Raw genomic sequence first — 15,007 nt, 5'->3', positions numbered from 1 at the left:
ACTCTAGCGCCCGCCGCCCCTCACCGCTCGGGACGCGGGAACGCGAACCCGTCGCCGACCACGGCCGCCAGGTTCAGGTACGCCTCGCGCGTCGCGGGGGCGAGCTGCTCCAGCTCCACCTCGGCGCCTTCCTCCAGGTGGTCGTCGTAGGGGATGCGGACGACCGCGCGGCAGCGGCTCTCGAAGTGGGCCTGGAGCTTGTCCAGGTCGACCTGGCTGCGCGTCCTGTTGCGGACCATCGACAGCACCACCACGCCGTTGCGGACGAGGTGGCCGTGGTCGTGCGCCTCCAGCCAGTCGAGCGTCGCGCTGGCGGACCGCGCGCCGTCCACCGACGGGGAGCTGACGAGGACGAGCTGGTCGGCCAGGCTGAGCACGCCCGCCATCGCCGAGTGCAGCAGACCCGTCCCGCAGTCGGTGATGCAGATCGAGTAGTACTGCTCCAGGACGACGGCGACCGCGGCGTAGTCCTCGGCGCTGAACGCCTCGCTGACCGCCGGGTCGCGGTCGGAGGCGAGCACCTCCAGCCGCGCGATGTTCTGCGAGGTGAAGTTCCGCACGTCGGCGTAGCGGGTGATCTTGTCGCGGTTGTTCAGCAGGTCCCGGACGGTCGCGGCCGTCTCCAGCTTCACCTTGTCCGACAGCGTGCCGCGGTCGGGGTTGGCGTCCACGGCGATGACGCGGTCGCCCCGGTAGGTGCCGAGCATCGAGCCGAGCCCGGTCGTCGTGGTGGTCTTGCCCACGCCGCCCTTCAGCGACATGACCGCGACCCGGTGGTGGCCGCCCGCGACGGTCGTCCGCGCGCGGGCGACGAGGTCCTTGCGGCGCAGGTCGCCCTGGGACTCGCCCGGGTGGATGCCGCCCGCCGTCGCCTTGTAGACGGCCCGCCGCCAGCCCGATGACGGCGCGATCCGCCGCTCGCCCAGGAGGTTCTCGGAGCTGAGGCTCTCCGCGTCGTGCGGGCCCTGTGGCTGCTGCTGTTGTTGCTGTGCCGGGTAGCCCTGCTGCGGCGGGGCGGGCATCTGCTGGTACGCGCCGTGCGGGCCCTGCGGGGGCGGCCCCGGGGGTTGGCCCTGGGGCGAGCCCTGCGGCGGCCCGTAGGCGTAACCCTGCTGCCCCTGGGGGTAGGGCTGCCCGGTGTTGGGGTCGTAGGCGTAAGCCTGCTGCCCCTGCTGCCCCATCGCGTTCGGGTCGGGCGCGTAGGGCTGGCCCGTGTTCGGGTCGACCGTGGGGTAGTTCGGCGGGAGAGGCGCGTTGGGGCCCTGCGGGTACGGCTGCCCGGCGTTGGGATCCACCTGCGGAAACTGCGGCGGGACGCTTGCGTTCGGATCCTGCTGGTACGGCTGGCTCGCATGCGGATCCTGCTGGAACTGCGGGGGAACACCCGCGTTCGGGTCCGGCGGGTACGGCTGGCCCATGGTGGGGTCGGCCGGCGGGAACTGCGGCGGGGCGCCCATGGACGGGTCGGCGTAGGGCCGGCCGGTGTTCGGGTCGACCGGCGGGTGGCCCGGGGGGTGGTTCGGGGGTTGGTTCGGGGGTTGGTTCGGGAGGTGGTTCGGCGGGACGGGAGCGTTCGGGTCGGGGGCGAACTGCTGCTGCCCGGCGGCCGGGTCCATCTGCGGGTACTGCGGCGGGACGGGGGCGTTCGGGTCCGGGACGACGAACTGGTCGGACCGGTAGGGCGGGAGCTGGTCCAGCGGGGGCGCGCCCTCGCCGGGCGCGTCGGCGGGCGGCGGCGGCGCGACCTCCCACGGCGGCCGAGGCTGGATCGAGGGGTCACCGGGAGGCGGCGGCCCCTGGAATCCGGCGGGCGGTGGGGGGAGCATGCTCGGGTCGAAGGGCTGCGGAGCGGGCCCGCCCTCGAAGGGCGGCCCGTCCTCGAAGGGCGGGGGCGCCGGGACGCCGGGGAACGCCGGCGGCATGGCCTGCTCGGGAGTGGGCGCGCCCAGCGGCGGCGGACCCTCCGGCGGCGGCCCCTGCGGCGGGCCGAAGCTCTCGGGAGGCCCCTGGAAGGGCGGCGGGGCGGCGAGCCACGGGTTGTCGTGCTCGGCGGGCTCGGCGGGCGGGTCCGCGACGGTCTCGCTTTCAGTGGCGGACGGGGCGGCGGGCGGGGCGGCGGGCGGAGTCGCGGGCGGTTCGGCCTGGCCGGGCGGGTCGTCGCTCATCGCGTCCAGCGAGGCCAGCCGCTCCTCCAGGGAACGCCCGTCGTGCTCGTTCCTTGCCACCGTTTCTCCCTCGGCACTCATCGACGATCACTTGCGGAGCAGGTAGGCAAAACGGCCCCTTTGCAGCTTACCGGTGCGCCAATACCACGCATCCCTCGCGTAGATCCACATTGCCCAGAGAACGGGCACGGACGGCACGGCCGGTAGCGTGCACGTATGCGTGCGATCGTGATCCGCGAGCCGGGGGACCCCGAGGTCCTGGAGTGGACGGACGTCCCCGACCCGGCGCCGAAACCAGGCGAGGTGCTGATCGAGGTGGCGGCGAGCGCCGTCAACCGCGCCGATGTCATGCAGCGCAAGGGCTTCTATCCCCCGCCGGAGGGCGCCCCGCCCTATCCGGGCCTTGAGGTGTCCGGACGGATCGCCGAGGTCGGCCTCGGCGTGACGGACTGGCGGGCCGGGGACGAGGTGTGCGCGCTGCTGTCCGGGGGAGGGTACGCCGAACGGGTGGCCGTGCCCGCCTCGCAGGTGCTCCCGGTGCCGCGCGGGGTGGGCCTCGTCGAGGCCGCCGGGCTGCCGGAGGTGGCGTGCACGGTGTGGTCGAACGTCTTCATGCTCGGCGGGCTGTCGGCCGGGGAGCGGCTCCTCGTGCACGGCGGCGGCAGCGGGATCGGCACGCTGGCGATCCAGGCCGCCAAGGCGCGCGGCGCGCACGTGACGTGCACGGTCGGCAGCGCGGAGAAGGCGGAGCGCTGCCTGGAACTCGGCGCGGACGTCGTCGTTAACTACCGCGAGGACGACTTCGTCGAGAGCGGGCCCTTCGATGTGATCCTGGACCTGATCGGCGCCAAGTACCTCGCCCGGAACGTGGAGGCCCTCGCCACCGGCGGACGGCTGATGGTCATCGGCCTCCAGGGCGGCGCGCGGGCGGAGCTGGACCTCGGGAGGCTGCTGACCAAGCGGGCCCTCGTCCACGCGACCAGCCTGCGGGCGCGTCCGGCGGAGGAGAAGGCGGAGATCGTGGCCGCGGTCCGGGCGTATCTGTGGCCGCTGCTGGAGGCGGGCGACGTGCGTCCGGTGATCGACCGGGAGGTGCCGATGGCGGACGCGGCGCACGCGCACACGCTGCTCGAACGCAGCGGACATGTCGGCAAGATCCTGCTGACCGTGTGAGGATGAGGGGATATGAACGAGCCTTCGAAGAACCAGTCTGACCAGGAACCGCAGGTTCTCATCGTCGGCCCGGGCGGCATCGCCATGGAGGGCACCGGTGACGGCGGATCCGAGGGCAAGTCGGTCACCGAGATGGTCGAGCAGCCCGCGAAGGTGATGCGGATCGGCGGGATGATCCGGCAGCTCCTGGAGGAGGTCAAGGCCGCCCCGCTGGACGAGGCGTCCCGCGCCCGGCTGCGCGAGATCCACAAGTCGTCGATCGCGGAGCTGGAGGACGGCCTCGCCCCCGAGCTCGTCGAGGAGCTGGAGCGGCTGTCGCTGCCGTTCACCGAGGGGACGATCCCGAGCGAGTCGGAGCTGCGGATCGCGCAGGCGCAGCTCGTCGGCTGGCTGGAGGGCCTGTTCCACGGCATCCAGACGACGTTGTTCGCCCAGCAGATGGCGGCGCGCGCGCAGCTTGAGCAGATGCGCCGGGCGCTTCCGGCGGGCATGGTCCCGCCCGAGGACGAGCAGCCTGGTCCGCGCCACTCGTCCGGCCCCTACCTGTAGCCCCTGTAGCCCTGTCGACCGCGCGGCCGTGCCTCAGGGCACGGCCGCCGTCACGGGAAGAGGCGTTCGAGCACCTCGGCGACCCCGTCGTCGTCGTTGCGGGACGTGGTGTGCGTGGCCGCCGCGAGCACCAGCGGATGCGCGTTGGCGACCCCGTAGGAGGTGCCCGCCCAGGTGAGCATCGGCAGGTCGTTGGGCATGTCGCCGAACGCGACGACGTCCCCGGACGGGATGCCGTGCTCCCCGCACAGCTCCGCCAGCGCGCTCGCCTTGGTGACGCCGTGCGCGCTCATCTCCAGCAGCCCGCGCCCGGACGAGTGGGTCACCGTGACGAGGTCGCCGACCGCCTGGAGGGCCTTCTCCGCGAGCGGGTCGGGGTCGGCGCTGGGGTGGAAGGCCAGCAGCTTGGTGCCGCCGCGGGCGACCAGCTCCTCCTCGTCGACGGGGCGCCCGCCGAAGCCCTCGGCGTCCCAGCCGCCGAGGTCGTAGTGCCGCTCGAACACGAACCCGTGCGGGTACTCGACGGCGAACCTCAGCTCGGGCGAGATCATGCGGAGCCGCCCGACGGTCTCGGCGAGCACATCCGGCTCGATCACGTGCGCGCGGACCACGGACTCGTTGTGCAGGTCGTAGACGACGGCGCCGTTGGCGCAGATCGCGACGCCGCGGTGGCCGACGGCGGCGGCGATGTCGGTCATCCAGCGCGGCGGCCGGCCGGTGACCATGACGAGCATCCGGCCCGCGCGCTCGACGCGGGCGAGGGCGGCGACGGTGCGGGCGGAGATCGTCCCGTCGGTGCGCACGATCGTGCCGTCGAGGTCGGTGGCGATCACACGGGGCGAAATCTCGGTCATGTCACCTTCCAGTGCGGATGGGACACACCCTAGGCGACGCCGTCCAGCTCACAGCCGCGGCCCCGGCCCTTGCGAACGGCGAAAGCCCGCCCCCTGCCGGAGGCGGGCTTCGCGCGGGCCTCAGCGCTTGACGGGCTCCAGCACGTCCAGCCCGATGAACTTGCGGAGCGCCTCGGGGACGTGGACCGACCCGTCCGCCCGCTGGTGGTTCTCCAGGATCGCGACCATCCACCGGGTGGTGGCCAGCGTCCCGTTCAGCGTCGCGACCGGCTGGTTCTTGCCGTCGGCGTCGCGGTGCCGCACCGCGAGCCGCCGCGCCTGGAACTCGGTGCAGTTGGACGTCGAGGTGACCTCGCGGTAGGTGTTCTGCGTCGGCACCCACGCCTCGCAGTCGTACTTGCGCGCCGCGCTGGCGCCGAGGTCGCCCGCCGCGACGTCGATCACCCGGTAGGGCAGCTCGACCTTCGCCAGCATCTCCCGCTCCCACTCCAGCAGCCGCAGGTGCTCGGCGTGGGCGTCGGCCGGGTCGCAGTAGGAGAACATCTCCACCTTGTCGAACTGGTGGACGCGGATGATGCCGCGCGTGTCCTTGCCGTAGGACCCGGCCTCGCGGCGGAAGCAGGACGACCACGCCACGTACCGCCGCGGCAGCTCGTCGAGGATCTCGTCCATGTGGTAGGCGGCCAGCGGCACCTCGGACGTGCCGACGAGGTACAGGTCCTCCTGGCGGAGCTGGTACACCTCGGCGGCGTGCGCGCCGAGGAACCCGGTGCCCTCCATCGACTCCGGCTTCACCAGCACCGGCGGGTACATCGGGACGAAGCCCGCCTCGATGGCCTGCTCCATGGCGAGGTTCAGCAGCGCGTGCTGGAGCCGCGCGCCGACGCCGGTCAGGTAGTAGAACCGCGCGCCCGACACCTTCGCGCCGCGTTCCATGTCGATGGCGCCGAGCGCCTCGCCCAGCTCCAGGTGGTCCTTCGGCTCGAAGTCGAACGCGGGCGGCTCGCCGACGGTGTCGAGCACGACGAAGTCCTGCTCGCCGCCGGGAGGGGCGCCCTCCTCGATGAGGTTGGGGACGCCGCGCAGCAGCTCGTCGAGCTCCGCGCCGAGCCGGTCGGCCTCCGCCTCGGCCTCCTTCACCTGCTGCGCCAGCTCCTTGGCGCGGACGAGCAGCGCCTGCCGCTCGTCGCCCTGCGCCTTGGACACCGACTTGCCGAAACTCTTCTGCTCGGAACGCATCCGCTCGAACGAGGACAGCGCCGAGCGGCGCCTCCCGTCCAGGTCGAGCAGCCGGTCGACGACGCCGTCATCCTCACCGCGGGCGCGCTGCGAGGCGCGCAGCACCGCGGGATCCTCTCGAAGAGCTCGCAGGTCAATCACAGACCCGAGGCTACCGGCCCGGGCCCCCCGTGCGCGCGCCGGTTGCCGCGCTCCGCGGCGGGCTTGACGCGCTCCGCGCGGGATGCGGAGGTCAGCGGGTGGCCGCGGCCAGCAGGGCGTGCGCGGGCAGGGCGACCTTCCCGTCCGGCGTCGCGTAGCCGGCGATGATCCGGTCGTACTCGGCCTTGATACGGCGGACGGTCGCGGCGTCCTGGCGTCCGACGATGAAGCCGGTCGTGCCGACCCGCGCCAGCGCGCCGGTCTCCCACCACTCCTCCGGGTCGGTGACGTGCTCCCAGGTGACCTCCTCGACGGCCACGTCGGCGAAACCGGCCTCCACCATCAGGCGGCGGAACGCGACGGGCTCGCCGTGGTCGAGGAACGGCGAGCGCGGAACGTCGTCGGGCCACGGCACCCCGGCGGCCTCGGTCGCCTCCGCGACGACCGCGAGTCCGCCGCTCACGGGCATCATCCAGCAGCTCAGCGCGATCCGTCCGGCGGGGCGCAGCGCCGCGCGCAGCGCCGCCAGCACCGCCCCGGGCCGGCCGACATTGTTGATCACGAAGTTGCCCGCGACGGCGTCGAACGTGCCGTCCTCGAACGGCAGGTCGGGCAGGACGGCCAGCCGCGCGTCCAGGCCGGGAACGTTCCCCTGGGCGGTCGAGATCATGTCGGGGTCGGCGTCGATCGCCGAGACCTTCGCGCCGCGCGCGAGAGCGGCCGCGGACACGAGACCGGGACCGGTGCCGACGTCCAGCAGCCGCGTCCCGTCGGCGACGCCCGCCGCGTCCAGCAGCGGGCCGACCAGGTAACGGGTCACCTGGGCGAAGCCCCGCTCGTACGCGGACGCCCGTCCGGCCCACAGTTCCCGCTCGAAAAGATCGAAGTCCTTGGCCACCCTGGCAGGGTAGCCGCCGGGTCAACCGCGGATGGACGCCAGCCAGGCGGCCGCCTCGGTGAAGTCGTCGTCGTGGGTGCCGCGGCGGATCTCGGGACGGACCTCGTCGGCGCGCGGGTAGGAGCCGACGTACCGGACGTCCGCGCAGACGCGCCGCAGGCCCATCAGCGCCTCGCCGACGCGGGCGTCGGTGACATGGCCCTCGAAGTCCATCCAGAAGAGGTAGGAGCCGAGGCCCGCGCCGGTCGGGCGGGACTGGATCAGCGTCAGGTTGATGCCCCGGACGGAGAACTCGGTGAGGATCTCCAGCAGGGCGCCGACGTGGTCCTCGCCGAGGAAGGCGACGACGGTCGTGCGGTCCATGCCGGTCGCGGGCGGCGGGGCGCAGGGGCGGCGCAGCGCGACGAAGCGGGTGACGGCGTCGGCGACGTCGTGGATGTCCTCCGCGAGGACGGACAGGCCGTAGCGGGCGGCGGCGAACGACCCGGCGAGCGCCGCGTCGTAATGGCCGTCGGCGACGTGCTGGGCGGCCTCGGCGTTGGAGGTGGCGGCGTGCCACTCCGCGTCCGGGACGTTCGTGGCGAGCCAGCGGCGGCACTGCGGCTGCGCGATCGGATGCGAGGCGACGGACTTGATGTCGCGCAGGTCCGTGCCCGGCCGCACGAGCAGCGCGAACGCGACCGGCAGGTGCACCTCGCCGACGATCTGGAGGGGCTCGCCGGTGGCCAGCTCGTCCAGCGTGGTGGGGACCGAGCCCTCGACGGAGTTCTCCAGCGCGACGACGGCGGAGTCGACGTCGCCGCGGCGGAGCGCGTCCAGGACGGCGGGCACGGTCGCGTAGGGGATGTGCTCGGCTCCGGCGGCGTCCGGGATCGACAGGAGCGCCGCCTCGGTGAACGTGCCGTGCGGGCCGAGATAGGCGAAGCGTTCGGGCCTGCTGGCGTCGGTCACGAGGTCCCCCGGGCGGTGGAAGCCGGTGTGCGGCGGAGAAGGTACTGGGACTGCCGAGTTTACTGCGCCGCCGCACCCAGGGAGGTGGCTCAGACGCTCCGGGAGGGGGTGCGGTCGCCGTTGCCGTAGTCGGCGAGCGGGTCGTCCATCGAGACGACGGGGCCCTTGCCGAGCCGGGCCGCGCGCAGTGCCTGGTTCTCCTCGGGGGAGAGCATCTCGACGGGGTAGCCCTCCTGGACGACCTTGGCGTAGGTCCGCGTCTCGGTCCGCCCGTTGATCGAGCTGAGGACCACGCCGTCCCCGACGGCGTTGAGCAGGGCCAGCGAGAACGACCGGTGCCCGGACATCTCCTTGAGCGCGTCGTAGTGCACGATCGCGAGGTCGCGCATGGCGCGCTCGTCGACCGAGCCGTCGGCCACCTGGAGCTGGCGCCTCAGCATTTCCCCGCACTCGGCGACGACCTGGTTCACCCGGTTGTGGGCCACGACCGCGATCGTCAGTCCGGCCACCCCGGCGACCAGGCCGGCGACGGCCACCGCGACAAGCATCACGGGGCGAGCGTACCCACCTCGACCTCCGGTTGCGAAGGATCCTCGCGCACCGATGCGTGGAGCAGGCGATTCACGAGCCAGATCCCGAGCAGGAGGACCATCGCGATCGCGGCGGCGCCGAACGCGTCCTGGACGACGCGGCCCCAGAAGACCGAGAAAAGCGAGTGGTCCGGGCCGATGAGCTTCGTCCCCCACCAGGGCAGCGGGAAGAGGAAGTAGGTCCAGGCGGCGGCCGCGAATAGACATCTTCGCGTGTCTCGCCCATCACCCACCAAAGCACCCACAACCGCAATCATCCAGACGAGATGGTGGATCCACCCCACAGGAGACAGCAGTACCGACAGCAGCCCGGTGATCGCGACGCCCGCCAGCAGCAGGCTGTAGGCGTCCGCCCCGGCCAGCGGGTCGGCGGCGGCGAGGTGGTCGGTGCCGGAAACGCGCCCGGTCCCGGGGATGGAGCCGACCTTGGCGTCCGCGCCGTAGGTCGCGCGCCGGGCCAGCTTGAACCCGTAGTAGGCCATCGCGAGGACGAGGACGAGCCACACCAGCGACCGTGCCGGGCCCTCGGGCAGGATCCGCGCGACGATCCCGTTGATCGCCTGGTTGGTGGTGCCGTCGACGGCGCCGGTGCGGTCCCCGCCCTGGAGCAGGGCCCCGAACCAGTAGTCGGCCGAGTCGGAGGGCAGCAGCGCGAACGTGCCGAGCGTGGCCGCCGCCGCCGTGAACAGCGCGTTGGCCGCCGCGTCCCGGCGTCCGGTGATCAGGAAGTAGATCAGGAAGACGCCCGGCACCAGCTTGATCGCGACCGCGATGCCGACCAGCATGCCGCGCGGCCAGCGGGTCGAGCGGGTGCAGCAGTCGGCCAGGCACAGCGCCAGCAGGAACAGCCCGACCTGCCCGAACCGGATCTGGTCGCGGACGGGGTCGAGCCAGGCCATCGCGGCGACCAGGACGCCGAGGGTGAGCGGCGCCCAGCGTCCGGTCCGGCGGATCAGGTCGCGGAAGGCGTAGTGGACGGAGACCGCCAGCGCCACGTAGAGCAGGATCGTCCACGTCCACTGCGCCGCGCGCCAGGGCATCAGCGTGAACGGGACCGCCAGCACGGCCGCGAACGGCGGATAGGTGAACGGCAGGAACTGCGGCGGCTGCGTCAGCACGTCGTACAGCGGCGCGCCGCGCAGCAGCGCGCGCCCGCCGTCCCGGTAGACCTCCAGGTCGACGAGCCGCTGGTCGGGCTGGTTGCCGAGCCAGTGCGAGACGACCGGGGTCACCGCCACCGCGACGACGGCGATCCCGGCCAGCAGGATCAGCAGATCCGCCGGCGTGCCCCACCGTCTCCCGGACCGCGAAGCGTCCGTTCCGCGTCCCCCACTGACTTCACGCATGCCCTCATCCTGGACTAAGCGGGACATCGAACCTCCGCCGGAGGCCCGCGCGAGGGCTCCCCCGCCGGGTGGGCCGACCCGTCCCGAGCCTGAAGGATATGCATCCGCGAACCCTTGCGGAGCCGCGCCTCCCGAACGTCGCCGCGGGCGCCGCGGCCGCCTCGGGGCCGCCCGGCCCGCGGCCTCGCGGAGGCCCGGCGCCGTCAGGTGACCCTCTTGTAGCCTGAGGGCCATGATTGCGCGGGGGACGACGATCGGGGTGTTCCTCGCTGCGGTCTCGGTGCTCGTCTGCGGGCTCATCAGCGGGCTTACCGCTCCGGCGCTGGCCTCAGGCACCCCCACGGGTCGCGCGACGCCGCCGACGATCAACGGGCGCGTCGTGGTCATCGGGGTCCCCGGACTGCTGTGGAAGGACGTGCGCCCGACGCGGACGCCGGTGCTGTGGGGCCTCACCGCGCAGGGGGCGGGCGGGAGCCTCAGCGTCCGCACCACCAAGGTCAACACGTGCCCCACCGACGGCTGGCTGACGCTGTCGGCCGGCCAGCGCGCGCGGTTGCAGCACGGCGACTGCGCGCTGCCCTCGGCGCCGGTCGTGTCGGGCGAGCCGTCGCCGACCGGTCCGCCGCCCTCGGGCGGCGCGGTGGCGCCCGGCTGGCCCGCGATCAAGAGCGACAACGCCGGGACGTCCTACCACGCGCAGGTCGGGCTGCTCGGCGACGCCGTCCACTCGGCGGGCGGCTGCACGACGGCGATAGGGCCCGGCGCGGTGTTCGGGCTGGGGGACGGCTCGGGCCGCGTCGACCGGTACGTCCCGTCCCCGGACAAGGCCGCCCCCGCCGACTGGTCGCGCTGCGCGATCACCGCCGTCGACGTGGACGAGATGTTCCGCGCCTACCTCGACGCCGGGGTCGACCCGCACGGCGACCAGGTGCCGGTCGGCCGCGGCGAGCGCGCGGCGGCCGCGGCCGCCGTCGACCGCCGCGTCGGGCAGGTGCTGTCGAGCGTCCCGGCCGGGACGGCGGTGCTGGTCGCGGGGCTGTCCGACACCGGCGTCCGGCCCCACCTACGGGTCGCCGTCGCCCGGGGCGGCGGCTTCGCGCCGGGGTTCCTCACCTCGGGCGCCACCCGCCAGCAGGGGCTGGTCACGCTGACCGACCTCACCGCGACGACGCTGGACCTGCTCGGGCTGCCGCGGCCCAAGGAGGCCGTCGGGTCCAGGTGGACGGACGACCGGTCCGGCGCGTCCACCGCCGACCGGGTCGCCGCGCTCGCGGACGACGACCTCGCGGCGCAGGCGATCCGGAACGTCCAGACGTCGTTCTACTGGGTGCTGTTCGCGACGCAGCTCGCGCTCTACGGGATCGCCGCGATCGCCCTGCGGCGCCTCGGCCGCGACCCCCGCGCGCGGGCCCGGATCCTCGGCGGGACGCGGGTGACCGCGCTGCTGGCGGCGGCCGCGCCCGGCGCGTCCTTCCTGGCCGGGCTGCTGCCGTGGTGGCGGGCGCCGCACCCGACGCCGGTGCTGGTCTGCACGGTCCTGGGCTTCGCCGCGCTGATGGCGGGCCTGTCGCTGGCCGGGCCGTGGCGGCGGTCGTCGGTGGCCCCCGGGCTGGTCGTCGCCGGGCTGACCGCGCTCATCCTCGCGCTGGACGTGATGACGGGCTCGGCGCTCCAGCTCAACACGCTGATGGGCTACACCGCGCTCGTCGCGGGCCGCTTCTACGGCTTCGGCAACCAGGCGTTCTCCCTGTTCGCGGCGGCCGCGGTGGTGACCGCCGCGTGGCTGGCCGAGTACCCGCTCCGCGCGGCCGGACGGACATCGCCGGAGCCCGAGGCGGCGGACCCCTCCGAACAGGGTGACGCGGAGACGGCGGACCAGCCTCGGCCCGACCGGGGCGCGACGCGGTGGAGCGCGCGCCGGCGGGACGGGAAGGCCGCGGCGGCGGGCGTCGTCGCGCTGGTCGGCGTGGTCGCGGTCGCGGTGGACGGGCTGCCGTCCTGGGGCAGCGACTTCGGCGGCGTCCTGGCGATCGTCCCGGCGTTCGCGATGCTCGGCATGATGGTCACCGGGCGGCGCGTGTCGCCGCCGAGGCTCGCCCTGTTCGGCCTGGCCGGGGCCGCGCTCGTGCTGCTCATCTCCTATGTGAACTCGCGCAGCTCCAACCCGACGCACCTCGGCCGCTTCTGGCAGGACCTCATGGACGGCGACGCGTGGGACGTCGTGTCCCGCAAGTTCGACGCGATGGTCGGCAGCGTCGGCTACTGGCCGTTCACGCTGCCGCTCGCCGCCGCGCTCGGCTGCCTGTTCTTCGTACTGGCGCGGCCGAACCGGTGGCGGGTCTCGCTGCTGCACCGCGCCTACGAGCACAGCCTCACGATGCGCCCGGCGCTGATCTGCGCGCTGACGGTCGGCGTCGTCGGGACGCTGGTGAACGACTCCGGCGTGGTGATCCTGTCGGTCACGTTCAGCCTGCTGATGCCCCTGATGCTCGCGGCGGGGATCCGCTCGCTGGAGCTCGACCTGAACGCAGGCACAGGACGGCCAAGGCCGCGAGAACCGCGAGCAGCGTCCACGGGACCACCCCCGGCCGGACGACCGTGACCAGCCAGGACAGGCCGTCCGGCAGCCTGATCACCTCGGGTGCGCGGGCGGGCAGGTAGGCGAGGCTGAGCGCGCCGGTGTGGGCGAGCAGCACCCAGTCGAAACGCGTCCAGGGCAGCAGCGCGAGCAGCGCCCAGCCGAACCCGTCGTACCAGGGCAGCTCGTAGGGGGCGGCGAGCAGCCATGCCAGGACGAGCGCCGCCGCGATGCGCCGGTCGTCCTGCTCGCCCTGCTCACCCGATTCGCCCCGCTCGCCCGGTTCGCCCCGGGGCAGCGCCCGCAGCAGGAGAACGAACAGGAGCACGCCGAGCACCACCGACCCGGCCTTGATGGCGCCCCGGCCGAACGCGACGTCCACGAGGTGCCAGGGGGTGGCGAGCGAGACCCGGTCGCTCGCCTTGCCGACCTGGTCGAACGCGTGTGGCCCGGCGAGCGCGTAGGCGACCGCCGCGACGGCCGCCGCGCCGCCGAGCAGGACGGCGAGGCTCGCGGCCGCCCGGCGGCTCCGCGTCGTCCAGGCGTCGCGGAGCAGCGTCCAGACCGGGCCGCCGCCGACCAGCGCGGCCGGCAGCTTGATCGCCGCACCGGCGCCGACCAGCGCGCCCGCCGCGAGCGCCCGGCCGAGCCCCGGCCTCCGGCCGGTGCACACGGCGAGCGCCGCGACCATCGGCGCGATCGCGAGGACGTCGTTGTGCGCGCCCGCCACCAGGTGGAACAGCAGGAGCGGGTTGCACGTCCACAGCAGCGCCGTGCGCAGCCGCCGCTCCTCCCCGCGCGATGTCCGGTAGAGGATCAGGGCGGTCAACGCGAAAGCGAGCGTGTTGATGACCGACAGCACGAACACCGTCAGCCGCACCGACCCGCCGCCGACCCACGACGCGAACGCCTGGGATCCCGTGGTGATCGGCCCGTACACCGACGGCGTGGACCGCCACTCCTCGGGCGCGCCCGCCACCGGGTCGCGGGGCAGGTCGACGGCGCTGGTGGTGTAGGGGTCGTGGCCGGTGGCCGCCATCCGTCCGTAGGAGGCGTAGTTCAGGTGGTCGGCGGACCCGGTGGGCGGCAGCATCGTGACCGCGACCGCCGCCAGCAACCCGGCGACCACCAGCGGAAACGCCCTGATCCGCCAGCCGCGCCGCACCGCGGCGAAACAGGCCGCGAGCCCCGCCGTGCCGACGGCGAGGCCGGCCGCGACGAGCCCGACGACGAGGTAGGGCGACGGATGAACGCTCAGAGAATAGGGAGGCTCCCCGCCCGCCCCGGCCAGCCTCGGCTCGAACGCGGACGGCCCCAACAGGCCCACGACGAAGAAGCAGACCAGCGCCACGCCGATGCCGCAGAGCCCCACCCGGCCCAACCGCGAACCCCGCCCACCACCCGCACGCTGACCGGTGACACCCTCGACGACCCTCTCAACCACCCGCACGCGCCGCCCCGCCTCCCCCGCTGCGCTCGCGGAGCCCCGGCCCACGTCCCTCGCCTGGCGGCTCGGGACGTGAGCGCGCCTTCGGCGGGCGCGGAATCGCTTCGCGATCTTCCCGGCGAGGCCCGCCCCCGGCGTCGACCCACCACTCGGTCGCGCCCCACCGCTCAGCCACGCGGCCGCGCGCGTGCCGGGGCCTACGGGCGGCGTCCATCCCACGACGGGCACCTGCCGCCTGGGGGGCGAGCGGCTTGGAGGCGGCGGTCGCCGTGTCAGGGCCTCGGGGGGCGGGGTGGGTCATCGGCGGTGATTTCGGAGGCGGGCCAACTGGGTCGCTATGGCGGGCTCGCGGACGGTGAGGGCGCGGGCCACGTCGCGGAACTGGCGGGCGCGGTGCACCTGGGCGCGCCAGTCGGTGCCGGTGGCGCGGTGCGCGAGCGGCACCTCCACCTCGGTCACCCGGAAGCCCTTGCGGAGCAGGTCGATGGTGAGGGCGGTCTCCACGCCGAAGCCGGGGGCGAGCGGCAGCGCGGCGTCGAAGGCGGCGCGGGTCAGGCAGCGCTGGCCGTTGAGGGGCTGGGTGGCCTCCCAGCCGGTCGCGCGCCTGATGCCCTCGCGGGACAGCCGGACGACGAACCCGTGCCCGCCGAGCTTCACCGTCGAGGAGAACGCGGCGATCGTCATGTCGGCGTCGCCGGAGCGCACCGGCTCGACCAGCGGGGCCGCCTCGGCCGCGGTGTCGGCGAGGTCGGCGTCCAGGAACAGCAGGTGGCGGGGCAGGTCGCGGCCCTCGTCCAGCAGCCGGACGGCCTCGGCGCCGCTCTCCATCGCCGCGCCCTTGCCGCGGTTGCGGCCGTGCCGGACCACCCGCGCGCCGGCCTGCCGCGCCGCGCCCGCGGTGCCGTCGGAGGAGCCGTCGTCGACCACCACGACCAGGTCGGCGCCCGGCAGTTCCCGCGCGGCCCTGACGGTGGCCGCCACGCGGTCGGCTTCGTCCTTGGCCGGGATGATCACCGCTACGTCCTGCATGCCGTGATCGTAGTGCGCCCGGACGTCCACCGCCCTACGGACGGCGA

At 74.1% G+C, this 15,007-nt stretch carries 11 protein-coding genes and 1 pseudogene; 3 read left to right on the top strand and 9 right to left on the bottom strand.

Translation table 11 applies throughout. From position 1 onward, the window contains the following. Window positions 1–20: 20 nt before the first annotated feature. Window positions 21–2,225 carry an AAA family ATPase gene (locus tag KLI87_RS39715; protein WP_308165838.1) on the bottom strand — a complete coding sequence of 735 codons (2,205 nt, stop codon included), beginning with the start codon at window positions 2,223–2,225 and terminating at the stop codon, window positions 21–23. Window positions 2,226–2,381: 156 nt separating this feature from the next. Here KLI87_RS39715 and KLI87_RS03720 point away from each other — a divergent pair, with 156 nt between their 5' ends. Both KLI87_RS03720 and KLI87_RS03715 read left to right on the top strand, forming a co-directional pair. Next, complete coding sequence (locus tag KLI87_RS03720) at window positions 2,382–3,338, top strand: NAD(P)H-quinone oxidoreductase (protein WP_214615827.1); 957 nt, start codon at window positions 2,382–2,384, stop codon at window positions 3,336–3,338. Window positions 3,339–3,350: 12 nt separating this feature from the next. Beyond that, the gene (locus KLI87_RS03715) at window positions 3,351–3,887 is read left to right on the top strand and encodes a bacterial proteasome activator family protein (protein ID WP_214615826.1); all 537 of its coding nucleotides are present in this window, start codon (window positions 3,351–3,353) and stop codon (window positions 3,885–3,887) included. A 50-nt stretch (window positions 3,888–3,937) separates the two neighbouring features. Here KLI87_RS03715 and KLI87_RS03710 read toward each other — a convergent pair whose 3' ends face one another. From KLI87_RS03710 to KLI87_RS03685, 6 genes are all read right to left on the bottom strand, one after another. Then, window positions 3,938–4,741: an HAD family hydrolase gene (locus tag KLI87_RS03710; RefSeq protein ID WP_214615825.1), complete on the bottom strand. Its 804-nt coding sequence runs from the start codon at window positions 4,739–4,741 to the stop codon at window positions 3,938–3,940. 120 nt (window positions 4,742–4,861) lie between these two features. Then, window positions 4,862–6,121, bottom strand: coding sequence for a serine--tRNA ligase (serS, locus tag KLI87_RS03705; RefSeq protein ID WP_214615824.1), 1,260 nt, complete (start codon window positions 6,119–6,121; stop codon window positions 4,862–4,864). Window positions 6,122–6,212: 91 nt separating this feature from the next. Continuing rightward, a complete protein-coding gene (locus KLI87_RS03700; protein WP_214615823.1) occupies window positions 6,213–7,019 on the bottom strand; it encodes a class I SAM-dependent methyltransferase in 807 nt (268 codons plus the stop codon). A gap of 21 nt (window positions 7,020–7,040) precedes the next feature. Then, window positions 7,041–7,970, bottom strand: a complete 930-nt coding sequence (pheA, locus tag KLI87_RS03695) for a prephenate dehydratase (RefSeq protein ID WP_214615822.1) — start codon at window positions 7,968–7,970, stop codon at window positions 7,041–7,043. Window positions 7,971–8,059: 89 nt separating this feature from the next. Continuing rightward, window positions 8,060–8,518 (bottom strand): DUF4446 family protein, encoded by a 459-nt coding sequence (locus tag KLI87_RS03690; protein WP_156220426.1) that lies wholly within the window; start codon window positions 8,516–8,518, stop codon window positions 8,060–8,062. Further along, on the bottom strand, window positions 8,518–9,906 hold the full coding sequence (locus tag KLI87_RS03685; protein WP_214615821.1) for a glycosyltransferase 87 family protein: 1,389 nt from the start codon (window positions 9,904–9,906) through the stop codon (window positions 8,518–8,520). Before KLI87_RS03685 ends, KLI87_RS03690 begins: the two co-directional genes overlap by 1 nt. Window positions 9,907–10,138: 232 nt before the next feature. Between KLI87_RS03685 and KLI87_RS39710 the strand changes: the two genes are divergently transcribed. Continuing rightward, window positions 10,139–12,508 (top strand): hypothetical protein, encoded by a 2,370-nt coding sequence (locus KLI87_RS39710; protein ID WP_250903471.1) that lies wholly within the window; start codon window positions 10,139–10,141, stop codon window positions 12,506–12,508. Between the two features lie 658 nt (window positions 12,509–13,166). On the opposite strand, the pseudogene mptB reads toward KLI87_RS39710, so the two are convergent. Both mptB and KLI87_RS03675 read right to left on the bottom strand, forming a co-directional pair. Continuing rightward, a pseudogene (mptB, locus tag KLI87_RS41810) lies at window positions 13,167–13,577 on the bottom strand (polyprenol phosphomannose-dependent alpha 1,6 mannosyltransferase MptB); the annotation flags it as partial. Between the two features lie 651 nt (window positions 13,578–14,228). Further along, complete coding sequence (locus tag KLI87_RS03675; RefSeq protein ID WP_214615819.1) at window positions 14,229–14,960, bottom strand: glycosyltransferase family 2 protein; 732 nt, start codon at window positions 14,958–14,960, stop codon at window positions 14,229–14,231. Between the last annotated feature and the right edge of the window lie 47 nt (window positions 14,961–15,007).

The sequence above is a fragment of the Actinomadura sp. NEAU-AAG7 genome, from assembly GCF_018603865.1.
Classification (GTDB): Bacteria; Actinomycetota; Actinomycetes; order Streptosporangiales; family Streptosporangiaceae; genus Spirillospora; species Spirillospora litoris.
This window is presented reverse-complemented; position numbering and strand designations above follow the sequence as displayed.

Excerpts from the sequence above, each read along its gene's own strand:
- KLI87_RS03690 (WP_156220426.1), bottom strand. The coding sequence starts at position 8,518 with ATGCTTGTCGCGGTGGCCGTCGCCGGCCTGGTCGCCGGGGTGGCCGGA.
- KLI87_RS03720 (WP_214615827.1), top strand. The coding sequence starts at position 2,382 with ATGCGTGCGATCGTGATCCGCGAGCCGGGGGACCCCGAGGTCCTGGAG.
- KLI87_RS39710 (WP_250903471.1), top strand. The coding sequence starts at position 10,139 with ATGATTGCGCGGGGGACGACGATCGGGGTGTTCCTCGCTGCGGTCTCG.
- KLI87_RS03710 (WP_214615825.1), bottom strand. The coding sequence starts at position 4,741 with ATGACCGAGATTTCGCCCCGTGTGATCGCCACCGACCTCGACGGCACG.
- KLI87_RS03675 (WP_214615819.1), bottom strand. The coding sequence starts at position 14,960 with ATGCAGGACGTAGCGGTGATCATCCCGGCCAAGGACGAAGCCGACCGC.
- KLI87_RS03715 (WP_214615826.1), top strand. The coding sequence starts at position 3,351 with ATGAACGAGCCTTCGAAGAACCAGTCTGACCAGGAACCGCAGGTTCTC.
- KLI87_RS03685 (WP_214615821.1), bottom strand. The coding sequence starts at position 9,906 with ATGCGTGAAGTCAGTGGGGGACGCGGAACGGACGCTTCGCGGTCCGGG.